The sequence below is a fragment of the Streptomyces pseudovenezuelae genome (assembly GCF_001513955.1).
GTDB lineage: Bacteria > Actinomycetota > Actinomycetes > Streptomycetales > Streptomycetaceae > Streptomyces > Streptomyces pseudovenezuelae.
This window is the reverse complement of sequence record NZ_KQ948154.1, coordinates 87,570-98,713: the sequence shown is the minus strand read 5'-3', so window position 1 is coordinate 98,713 and position 11,144 is coordinate 87,570. Positions and strand designations below refer to the sequence as shown.

The window sequence follows — 11,144 nt, the reverse complement described above, 5'->3', positions numbered from 1 at the left end:
CGACCCTTGTGCACCCCTGGGTGTTCACTTAACCTCACAGCAACATCGAAGCGCTTCGACTACGGATTCCGCCACACGGTCGAAGTATCGCTTCAGCTCAGCCAGATCCACTCAAGACACCGCAGCCGACGGCTCCACCGCCGGGTGTCCTGGTGCGCCATGAAGGGTTGACGCAATGACGCCGAACGCCGCTTCCGCCTCCTCCGGGCCGAGCCGGAGAAGCTTCCTCGCCTCCACCGCGGTCGCCACCGCAGCGGTGGCGGGCGGGATGCCGCTGCTTGCCGCCTGCGGCGGCTCGGACAGCGGCGAGCGCGAAGGGACCACGTCGGGCAAGGCCGCGGACAAACTGCTCCCGGCATTCGTCGCCAGCACGGTCGCGAACCCGGACCTGCCGTCCAAGAACGGCTCGGCCTCCGGCTACACCGGCAAGGTCGACCTCGCCGCCCTCAAGACCTCGGTCCCGGAGAAGCTCGGCACCGGCGCCCCCATCAAGATCATGTCCCCGTTCTGGGGTTCCCCGCCGAAGGCCGGCTGCGCCTACTACAAGGCGCTGGACGCCGCCGCGGGCACCAAGATCACCTGGCAGAACCAGGACGGCAACACCTACGGCCAGAAGCTCGGGGCCGTCCTCGCCTCCAGCTCCATACCCGACATGGTGGTCGTGCCCAGCTGGGAACTGGTCGGCAAGATCTCGAACGCCGTCACCGCGAAGTTCATGGACCTCGGTCCGTACCTGGCGGGCGACAAGGTCAAGAAGTACCCGAACCTGGCCGCGATCCCCTCCGACGCCTGGCGCATGGGCATCTTCGGCGGCGCCCTGCGCGGCATCCCGATGCCCGCCGCCACGGCGAACTGGATCGCGCCCCTGTACCGCAAGGACGTCTTCGACAAGAAGGGCTACTCGGTACCCAAGTCGGCCGACGAGTTCATGAGCTGGGCCAAGGAGGCCACCAGCGCCAAGGCCAAGGTGTGGGCCTGCGGTGACATGACCTGGTCGGCGTGGAGCTTCTTCGGTGTCCGTGGCTCCGGGTCGATCGGCTGGGACATCGGGTCCGACGGCAAGCTGACGTACCGCATCGAGCAGCCCGAGTACCTCGAAGCGCTGGAGTGGGTCCGCAAGCTGTACGACGCGGGTGTGGTCCACCCCGACGACAAGGCGCGCTCGGGCGACCCGGGTCAGCGGTTCACCGCCGGGCAGACCCTGGTCTGGTGCACCAACATCGCCGACTGGTACGGGAAGGTCTCCGAACAGGCCCAGTCCAACCCGGACCTCGTGATCGACGCCATGGACCTGTTCGGCGCGGACGGCGGCAACCCGAAGCTGTACGCCTCCTCGCCCGCCACCATCTGGTCGCTGATCCGCAAGGGCGCCTCGAAGACGACGGTCGAGAACGCGCTGGCCGCCGCCGACTTCTCGGCCGCGCCCTACGGCACCAAGGAGCGGATGCTCGTCGACTACGGCGTCGAGGGCACCCACTACACGGTCAAGGACGGCGTCCCGGTCAAGAACGACCTGGGCAACTCCGAGGTGCTCAACGCCTGGGTGATGCTGGCCGCACCGGCCGCCTACTACGCCCACCCCGACTTCCCCGAGGTCGCCCGCAAGCAGGTCGAATGGCAGCAGCGGATGGGGGCGTTCATGAAGAAGACGTCCACCTTCGGCATGAACATCGTCGAGCCGACCCGCTGGGCCAACCTCTCCAGCCAGTTCGAGCAGCTGGAGATCGACTACGTGCGCGGCAACCGCAAGCTGTCCGACGTGCAGGCCGCCATCTCCACCTGGAAGTCCTCCGGCGGCGACAAGCTGCGCGACTGGTACAAGGAGCTCATCGACAAGAACGGCAGCGCCAACTGATGTCTCTCACGGCCGGGAGCAGGCCCGACGGGACTCGTCCTCCCGCGGCCGTCGAGGAACCGACGGCCGCGGTCGGCGCGGCGGTGGCGAAGGCGCGGGTGCCGCGCAAGACAAGCAAGGTGAGCAAGGCCGGCAAGGTCCCCTTCCGGGTCCGGCTGCGCCGCGACCGCGCGCTCATCCTGATGACACTGCCCGTCATCCTCCTGCTCCTGCTCTTCAACTACGTTCCGCTGCTGGGCAACGTCGTCGCCTTCCAGGACTACGACCCGTACATCTCCAGCAACGGCGTCACCGCGATCTTCCACAGCCCCTGGGTCGGCGTGGAGCAGTTCTCGCGGATGGTCGACGACCCGCTGTTCTGGGGCGCCGCGAAGAACACCGTCCTGCTGTTCGCGCTCCAGCTGGTGCTGTTCTTCCCGATCCCCATCGCGCTCGCGCTGCTCATCAACAGCGTGATCCGGCCGAGGGTGCGGGCCGTGGCGCAGGCGATCATGTATCTGCCGCACTTCTTCTCGTGGGTCCTCGTCGTCACCGTGTTCCAGCAGATCTTCGGCGGCGCGGGCATCATCGCCCAGACCCTGGAGGACCACGGCTGGACCGGCTTCGACCTGATGACCAACGCGAGCCTGTTCAAGTACCTGGTCACCGCGCAGGCCGTGTGGAAGGACGCAGGCTGGGGGATCATCGTCTTCCTCGCCGCGCTGGCGGCCGTCAGCACCGACCTGTACGAGGCCGCCGCCATGGACGGCGCCGGGCGCTGGCGCCGGATGTGGCACGTGACGCTGCCCGCGCTGCGCCCGGTGATCGCGCTGCTGCTGGTGCTGCGGGTGGGCGACGCGCTGAGCGTCGGGTTCGAGCAGTTCCTGCTCCAGCGGGACGCGGTCGGCGTGGGGGCCAGCGAGGTCCTCGACACCTACGTGTGGAACATGGGTATCCAGAACGGCGACTTCAGCTACGCGGCCGCGGTCGGCCTCGTCAAGGGAGCCATAGGAATCTGCCTCGTGCTGGGTGCGAACAAGTTCGCGCACCTGCTCGGCGAGCAGGGGGTGTATCAGAAGTGAGCCTCAACACGCAGCTCGTCCGCAGTCTCAAGGCCCCCGCCCGCCCGGTGTGGGAGGAGCCGCCCAGCAAGGCCGGCATCACCGCCAAGAGCGGCTTCCTCGCGCTGTGCTGCCTGGGGGTGCTCGGCCCGCTGTGGATCGTGATCGTCACCAGCCTGTCCCCGAAACCGGTGATCGACCGGGTCGGCGGCCTGGTCGTGATCCCGCAGGGCATCACCTTCGTCAACTACACCGAACTGCTCAGCGGCGGCCAGGTCAGCCGGGCCATCATGGTCTCGGTCGGCGTCACGCTCACCGGCACGGTGTTCTCCATGGCGGTGTCGGTGCTGGCGGCCTACGGTCTGTCGCGGCCGGGGAGTCTGGGACACCGGCTCTTCCTGGTCATCATGATGGCGACGATGTTCTTCGGCGCCGGGCTCATCCCGACCTACCTGCTCGTGCAGTCGCTGGGGCTGACCGACACCTATCTGTCGCTGATCCTGCCGAGCGCGGTCAGCGTCTTCAACATCCTGGTGCTGCGTGCCTTCTTCATGGGCATCTCGCCCGAGCTCACCGAGTCCGCGCGCATCGACGGGGCCGGTGACCTGCGGATCCTGCTGACCATCATCATGCCGCTGTCGCGGGCCGTGCTGGCCGTGATCTCGCTGTTCTACGCGGTCGGGTACTGGAGTGCCTGGTTCAACGCGTCCATCTATCTCAGCGACCAGGACATGATGCCGTTGCAGAACGTGCTCATCCAGCTGGTCCAGAAGAACACGGCGAACCCCACGGGGCTTCAGCAGGCGGTGCGTACGGGGCAGTTGTCCGCGCTGGGGTTGCAGATGGCGGTCATGGTGCTGGCGCTGATTCCTGTCGCGGTCGCATCTCCGTTCGTCCAGCGGCACTTCAAGAAGGGCATGTTGACGGGTGCGGTGAAGGGCTGACCGGGGGCGCCCGTTCAGCGGGGGCTTCTCAGTGTCGGCGGCCGCGGGTTCGTCATGGCGGGTCGCGCAGTTCCCCGCGCCTCTTGGTGGGTTCACTTCCCCTTAGTTCAGAGCGAGGTTTGTCATGCTTACGTCCAGGCTTAGCCGGCGCGCTGTTCTGGCCGGGACCGCGGCTGCCGCCGCGCTCACCACGGTTCCTTCCTTCCCGGGGCGTGCGGAAGCCGCCTCGGTCGGCCCCGCCTACCGCTGGCGCCAAGTCGCCATCGGCGGCACCGGGTTCGTCACCGGAGTTCTCTTCCACCCCTCCGTGCGGGGGCTGGCCTACGCCCGTACCGACATCGGCGGCGCCTACCGGTGGGACGACCGGAGCGCGCGCTGGATCCCGCTCAACGACGACCTCGGCTGGGACGACTGGAACCTCCTCGGCGTCGAGGCCATGGCCGTCGACCCCGCCCACCCCGACCGGGTCTACCTCGCGCTCGGCACCTACGCCCAGTCCTGGGCCGGCAACGGAGCCGTGCTGCGGTCCGAGAACCGCGGTGCCACCTGGGCCCGTACCGACCTCTCCGTGAAGCTCGGCGGCAACGAGGACGGCCGGGGCGCAGGGGAGCGGCTGCTCGTCGACCCCCGGGACAGCGACACCCTGTGGCTCGGGACCAGACACGACGGGCTGCTCAAGTCCACCGACCGGGGCGCCACCTGGGCCGCCGTGACCGGTTTCCCCGGGACTCCCACCAGCGGCGGCCAGGGCGTCACCCTGCTCGTGGCCGCCGGGCGGGTCCTCTACGCCGGCTGGGGCGACTCCGACGGCACCGCCGCCAACCTGTACCGCACCGCCGACGGCACCACCTGGGAAACCGTCCCGGGACAGCCCTCCGGCACCAACGCCAAGGTGCCGATCCGGGCCGCCTACGACTGCCACACCCGCGAGCTGTACGTCACCTACGCCGACGCGCCCGGCCCCAACGGGCAGTCCGACGGCAGCGTGCACAGGCTGGCCACGACGAGCGGCACGTGGACGGACGTCACACCGGTGCGGCCCGGTGGCACGACGAGCGACGGCTCCGCCGACACCTTCGGCTACGGCGGCGTCGCCGTGGACGCCCGCCGGCCCGGCACGGTCGTCGTCTCCACCAACAACCGCTGGGCGGCCGTCGACACCCTGTACCGGACCACGAACGGCGGCCGTACCTGGACGTCCCTGAAGGACTCGGCCGTCCTCGACGTCTCCGAGACCCCGTTCCTCACCTTCGGCGCCGACAAGCCCAAGTTCGGCTGGTGGATCCAGGCCCTCGCCGTCGACCCGTACGACTCGAAGCACATCGTCTACGGCACCGGCGCCACCCTCTACGGCACCCGGGACCTGAGGCACTGGGCCCCGCAGATCCGCGGCCTGGAGGAGACCTCCGTACGCCAGCTGATCTCGCCGCCCAGCGGTGAGGCGCACCTGCTCAGCGGCCTCGGGGACATCGGCGTGATGTACCACGAGCGGCTGACGTCCTCGCCGTCGCGCGGCATGGCCTCGAACCCTGTGTTCGGGTCGGCGACCGGACTCGCGCAGGCCGCCGCCAAACCGTCGTACGTGGTCCGCACGGGCTTCGGCGATCACGGGAACGGCGCCTTCTCGAACGACGGCGGCAGGACCTGGGCGCCCTTCGCGGCCCAGCCCGCGATCGCCAAGGACGCGCCGGGGCCGATCGCCGTGAACCGCGACGGCAGCGTGCTGCTGTGGACCTTCGTGCACTGGGACGGCACCAAGTACCCCGCCCGGCGCTCCACGGACAACGGGGCGACCTGGTCCGAGGTCGCCACCTGTCCCAAGGGCGCCACTCCGCTCGCCGACCCGGCCGACCCGGCGCGCTTCTACGCGTACGACACCGACACCGGGACCCTGTTCGCCAGCACGGACGGCGGTCTCACCTTCACCGGGCGCGCGAGCGGACTGCCCTCCGGTGACAGCCAGTTCCAGCTGACCGCGGCCCCGGGGCGCTCCGGCGACCTGTGGCTGAGCACCAAGGCCAACGGCCTGTACCGGTCCACCGACGGCGGAGCGACCTTCACCAGGCTCACCAGCTGCCGGGCCTCGCACACCCTCGCCTTCGGCAAGGCCGCCCCCGGCGCCGACCGTCCGGCGATCTACATGGTCGGCGCCACGGAGACGATCACCGCCGTGTACCGCTCCGACGACGACGCGAAGAGCTGGGTGCGCGTCAACGACGACCGGCACCAGTGGGGCTGGATCGGCGCGACCATCGCCGCCGACCCGCGTCTGTACGGCCGCGTCTACATCGCCACCAACGGCCGGGGCATCCAGTACGGGGATCCCGTCCGATGACCGAGCAGAAGAGGCCGTCGCTGGCCGACGCCACCCGCGGCCGCATCCTCTACGGCGGCGACTACAACCCCGAGCAGTGGCCCGAGGAGACCTGGCCGGAGGACGTCCGGCTGATGAAGGCCGCAGGCGTCAACTCCGTCACCCTCGGAGTCTTCTCCTGGGCCAAGCTCGAACCCCGGCCGGGGGAGCGGGACTTCGGCTGGCTGGACCGGCTGATGGACCTCATGCACGAGAACGGCATCGGAGTCGTCCTCGCCACCCCGACCTCCTCCCCGCCGCCGTGGATGGGCCACCTCCACCCCGACACCCTGCCCGTCACCGAGGACGGCCGCACCGAGTACTGGGGCGGACGCCAGCACTTCTCGCACTCCAGCGCCACCTACCGCCGCTACGCCGCCGCCATCACCGAGGACCTCGCCGTCCGCTACGGCGGCCACCCGGCCCTCACCCTGTGGCACATCAACAACGAGTACTGCACCTACGACTGGAGCGACGAGGCCGCCGCCCGCTTCCGCAGCTGGCTCCAGCACCGCTACGGCTCCCTCGACGCCCTCAACTCCGCCTGGGGCACGGCCTTCTGGAGCCAGGGCTACGGCGACTGGGCCGAGATCCACACGCCCCGCCAGGCCCACTACATGAAGAACCCCACCCAGGTGCTGGACTTCAAACGCTTCACCTCCGACATGCTCCTGGAGTGTTACGCGGCAGAGCGGGACATCGTCCGCCGGGTCACCCCGCACACCCCGGTGACCACCAACTTCATGCCGCTGTGGGTCGGTCAGGACGCCTGGCGCTGGGCCGAGGAGGAGGACGTCGTCTCCGTCGACCTCTACCCCGACCCGCGTGATCCCCTCGGTGCCCAACAAGGCGCCCTGGTCCAGGACATGACCCGCTCGCAGGCACGCGGCCCCTGGATGCTCATGGAACAGGCCGCCGGCCCGGTCAACTGGCGGGGCGTGAACCACCCCAAACCCCGTGGGCTGAACCGCCTCTGGTCCCTCCAGGCCGTCGCCCGGGGCGCCGACGCCGTCTGCTACTTCCAGTGGCGCCAGTCCCGGCAGGGCGCGGAGAAGTTCCACTCCGGGATGGTCAGCCACGCCGGGGAGGAGGGGCGCACCTACCGGGAGGTCAAGCAGCTCGGCGCCGAACTCGCCGCCCTCTCACCACAGGTGACAGGCCGTCATACCGTCAACGACATCGCCGTCCTGCACGACTGGCACGCCTGGTGGGCCGGCGCCCAGGACGGCCGGCTCTCCCACGAGGCCGACTACCCGGACGTGCTCCGGGCCTGGCACCGCGCCCTGTGGGAGGCCCACCTCACCACCGACTTCGCCCGTCCCGACCACGACCTCACCGCCTACAAACTGGTCGTCGTCCCCCAGCTCTACGCCCTCACCGACACGGCCGTCGACAACCTCCTCGCCTACGTCCGCCAGGGCGGCACCCTCGTCTCCGGCTTCCTCACCGGCGTCGCCGACGAGGACGACCGGGTACGCCCCGGCGGCATGGACGCCCGGCTGCGCGAGCTCTTCGGCATCCGCACCCTGCACGAGTGGTGGCCGCTGGACGCGGGGGAGCAGGCCGCGTGCGAGGGCACGCCGGGTGCGTTCCGCGGCACGCTGTGGTCGGAGGAGATCGAGAAGGCCCCGGACGGGACGACGGAGGCCGCCTACAAGGGCGGGGAGCTCGACGGACTGCCCGCCGTGCTGCGCAGGGACCGCGCCTGGTACCTCTCCACCCTCCCCGAACCCGACGCGCTGCGCGGCCTGCTCACCCGGATCGCCGCCGACGCGGGTGTCCGTCCGGTCCTGGACGGCCTGCCCGACCAGGTCGAGGCGGTCCGCCGCGACGACCTGCTGTTCCTCCTCCACCACGGGCGCGAGTCGGTGACCGTCAGCGTGCCGGGCACCCACCGCGACCTGCTGACCGGGAGGACCGTCACGGACGAGGTCGTGCTGGGACGCTACGGAGTGGCGGTGCTCAAGCCATGACCGACAGCCCCGTCCACGGCACCTGGGAACCCCGGCCGGCCACCCGCTGGGAGGACGGCTTCCTCAGCGGCAACGGCCACCACGGCGCCCTCCTGTTCGGCGAACCGGACGACGAGCGGGTCGTGGTCACCCATCACACCCTGGTCCGCCCCAACGGCTCCGAACACGCCCGCCCGCCGCGCCTGGCCGCCGAACTCCCGGCGCTCCAGGACCGGTTGCTCGCCGGTGAGCTCGACGCCGCCGAGCGCTTCACGGACGGCCGGCCGCTCCAGTGGGTACAGCCCTTCCACCCCGCCTTCCAGATCCGGCTGCGCCGTCCGCGCGCGACCGCCTCCGGCTACCGCCGGTCCGTCGACTTCACCACCGGCGTCCTGCACACCGCGTGCGAGGACGGACGCGGCCAGGTCTTCGTCTCCCGCGCGGACGACGTCATCGTCCAGCATGTCGAGGCGGCGGACCTGGTCGTCTCGCTGGACCACCGGCTCCCGGGCGCCCCGCACGCCCTCATGGTCGGCCAGAGCATCGTCCGCGCCGCCGACGGGGCCCTGCTCACCCTCCGCGTCCGCTACCCCGGCAGTGAGCGCCGCTACACCGGCATCACCCTGGTCGTCCCCACCGGCGGCCGCACCGCGCTCATCCCGCCCGGCGCCCGTGTCACCGGCGCCGAGTCGGTCCTGCTGCTGACCCGCGTCGTACGCCACACCGGCGAACTGGACACGGCACCGCATGTCGAGGCCCTGCGCGAGCTGGTCCCCGAGCCCGAGTCCGCCGCCGAGGCCGAGTCCGCGTCCGACGCGTACGCCCGGCTCCTCGACCGGCACACCCGCCTCCACCGCGCCGCCTACGAACGCGTCACCCTCGACCTCGGCGGAGACCGGGCCGAACGCGCCCTGGCAGGATCGGAGTTGCTGGAGCGGCCCGACAGCCCCGCCCTCCTGGAGCGCCTCTTCGCCGCCGGCCGCTACCACCTGCTCTCCTCCGGCGGTCTCCTCCCGCCCCGCCTCACCGGTCTGTGGACCGGCGACTGGGACACGGCATGGTCGGGCGCGTTCACCAACGACGCCAACGTCAACCTCCAGACCGCGTCGGCCGTGTACGCCGCGCTCCCCGAAGTCACCGAGGCCCTCGCCTCCCTGATCGAGCGGCAGCTGCCCGACTGGCAGGACAACGCCCGCGAGATCTTCGGCGCCCGGGGAGCCGTGGCCCCGCCGCACTCCGACGGCGAGTCCGGGCTGACGTACCACTTCAGCCGCGAGTACCCGCTGCACCTGTGGACGGCCGGCGCCGACTGGCTGCTCAAGCCCCTCGTCGACCACGACGAGACCCGGGGCGCACGGGACCCGCGCACCGCCCGCGCCCTCGCCGAAGTCGCCCTGTTCTACGAGGACTTCCTCACCCGCACCGACGCCGACGGCCGGCTTGTCGTCGTCCCCTCCTACTCGCCCGAGAACCGCCCCGCGAACGCCAGTTGGGGCGCGATCAACGCGGCCATGGACCTCTCGGCCGCCCGGCACGCCCTGCTCACGGCGGCCGCGTACCACCCCGAGAAGGCGGCCGCCTGGCGCGCCCTCGCCGACCGCCTCCCACCGCACCGGATCAACGCCGACGGAGCTCTCGCCGAATGGGCCCGGCCCGGCCTCGACGACACCTACGACCACCGCCACCTCAGCCACCTCTACGGCGTCTGGCCCCTCGACGAGATCACCCCCTACGACACCCCCGACCTCGCCAGAGCCGCCCACCGCGCCCTCGAACTCCGCGGCTCCGAGAACGACTCGGCCCACGGACACCTGCACCACGCCCTCGTCGCGGCCCGGCTGCGCGACGGCGAACGGGTCGCCCACGCCCTCGCCCAGGTCCTCAAGGGGGACTTCTTCCACGCCTCGCTGATGAGCGCGCACTACCCGAACCGGAACGTCTACAACGCGGACGCCGCCCACACCCTGCCCGCCGTGCTCGTCGAGATGCTCGTGCAGTCGACACCGGACCGGCTGGTGCTGCTTCCGGCGGTTCCCGCCGGCTGCCCCCGAGGCGTACTGCGGGGCGTCCGTACCAGGTTCGGGGCCGAACTCGACCTCACCTGGAGCCCCACCGAAGCGACCGCGGTGCTGCGCCCCACCCGCAGCCACCGTGTCGAACTCCGGACTTCCTCCGGCGCCGAGCCCCTCGAACTCGTCGCAGGAGAAGACCACGTCCTCCGCCTGGAGGCGTGGTAACCCCCGCATTTCCCCCCACCCATGGAAAGGGACACCATGGCAAAGAGCACCCTCCACAAGATCACCACGGCGGTGCTGGCCCCGGCGATGGCCGTCGGCGCCCTCGTCGGTCTCGCCTCCGCCCCCGCGTCCGCAGCCGTCTGGAGCTCCTGCGACCAGTGGGCCAACACGAGCCTGAACGGCTACACCCTCTACAACAACATCTGGGGCTCCGGCGCCGGCAGCCAGTGCATCTGGGCCAACTCCGGCACCAACTGGGGCGTCAACGCCAACCACCCCAACACCGGCGGCATCAAGTCCTACCCGAACTCCAAGAAGGTGGTCAACAAGTCGATCACCTCGCTGGGTTCGCTCTCCAGCAACTACAACGTCTCGGTCCCCTCGTCGGGCGCGTACAACACGTCGTACGACATCTGGGACACCAACTACAGGTACGAGATCATGCTCTGGGTCAACAAGACCGGAGCCGTCGGCCCGCTCGGCAGCTCGCAGGGCAACGTGACGCTCGGCGGCCACACCTGGACCGTGTACAAGGGCACCAACGGGTCGAACCAGGTGTTCTCCTTCGTACGCACCTCGAACTCGACCTCGGGCACGGTCAACGTCCTCCCGATCCTCAAGTGGATCAAGGACACCAAGGGCTGGTTCGGCAACGAGACCATCGGGGACGTGCAGTTCGGCTTCGAGATCACCAGCTCGTCCGGCGGACTGAACTTCACCACCAACAACCTGACCGTGAGCAGCAGTTGACCTGATCGTGGGG

General features: G+C 70.3%; 7 protein-coding genes. All 7 read left to right on the top strand.

Translation table 11 applies throughout. The annotated features are described in order from the left end of the window. Window positions 1-175 precede the first annotated feature (175 nt). Entirely contained in the window at window positions 176-1,855 is a 1,680-nt protein-coding gene (locus AQI94_RS39020; RefSeq protein ID WP_031039065.1) for an extracellular solute-binding protein, read from the top strand. After that, entirely contained in the window at window positions 1,855-2,916 is a 1,062-nt protein-coding gene (locus AQI94_RS39015) for an ABC transporter permease (RefSeq protein WP_031039068.1), read from the top strand. The genes AQI94_RS39020 and AQI94_RS39015 overlap by 1 nt, the downstream gene beginning before the upstream one ends. After that, window positions 2,913-3,839, top strand: a complete 927-nt coding sequence (locus AQI94_RS39010) for a carbohydrate ABC transporter permease (RefSeq protein ID WP_031039072.1) — start codon at window positions 2,913-2,915, stop codon at window positions 3,837-3,839. The genes AQI94_RS39015 and AQI94_RS39010 overlap by 4 nt, the downstream gene beginning before the upstream one ends. 124 nt (window positions 3,840-3,963) lie before the next feature. Next, the gene (locus AQI94_RS39005; protein ID WP_031039074.1) at window positions 3,964-6,174 is read left to right on the top strand and encodes a WD40/YVTN/BNR-like repeat-containing protein; all 2,211 of its coding nucleotides are present in this window, start codon (window positions 3,964-3,966) and stop codon (window positions 6,172-6,174) included. After that, window positions 6,171-8,165: a beta-galactosidase gene (locus AQI94_RS39000; protein ID WP_031039076.1), complete on the top strand. Its 1,995-nt coding sequence runs from the start codon at window positions 6,171-6,173 to the stop codon at window positions 8,163-8,165. Before AQI94_RS39005 ends, AQI94_RS39000 begins: the two co-directional genes overlap by 4 nt. Beyond that, window positions 8,162-10,381, top strand: a complete 2,220-nt coding sequence (locus tag AQI94_RS38995) for a glycosyl hydrolase family 95 catalytic domain-containing protein (RefSeq protein WP_031039079.1) — start codon at window positions 8,162-8,164, stop codon at window positions 10,379-10,381. The genes AQI94_RS39000 and AQI94_RS38995 overlap by 4 nt, the downstream gene beginning before the upstream one ends. Before the next feature lie 36 nt (window positions 10,382-10,417). After that, on the top strand, window positions 10,418-11,131 hold the full coding sequence (locus AQI94_RS38990; protein ID WP_031039083.1) for a glycoside hydrolase family 12 protein: 714 nt from the start codon (window positions 10,418-10,420) through the stop codon (window positions 11,129-11,131). Window positions 11,132-11,144 lie beyond the last annotated feature (13 nt).

Excerpts from the sequence above, each read along its gene's own strand:
- AQI94_RS39020 (WP_031039065.1), top strand. The coding sequence starts at position 176 with ATGACGCCGAACGCCGCTTCCGCCTCCTCCGGGCCGAGCCGGAGAAGC.
- AQI94_RS39005 (WP_031039074.1), top strand. The coding sequence starts at position 3,964 with ATGCTTACGTCCAGGCTTAGCCGGCGCGCTGTTCTGGCCGGGACCGCG.
- AQI94_RS39015 (WP_031039068.1), top strand. The coding sequence starts at position 1,855 with ATGTCTCTCACGGCCGGGAGCAGGCCCGACGGGACTCGTCCTCCCGCG.
- AQI94_RS38990 (WP_031039083.1), top strand. The coding sequence starts at position 10,418 with ATGGCAAAGAGCACCCTCCACAAGATCACCACGGCGGTGCTGGCCCCG.
- AQI94_RS38995 (WP_031039079.1), top strand. The coding sequence starts at position 8,162 with ATGACCGACAGCCCCGTCCACGGCACCTGGGAACCCCGGCCGGCCACC.
- AQI94_RS39000 (WP_031039076.1), top strand. The coding sequence starts at position 6,171 with ATGACCGAGCAGAAGAGGCCGTCGCTGGCCGACGCCACCCGCGGCCGC.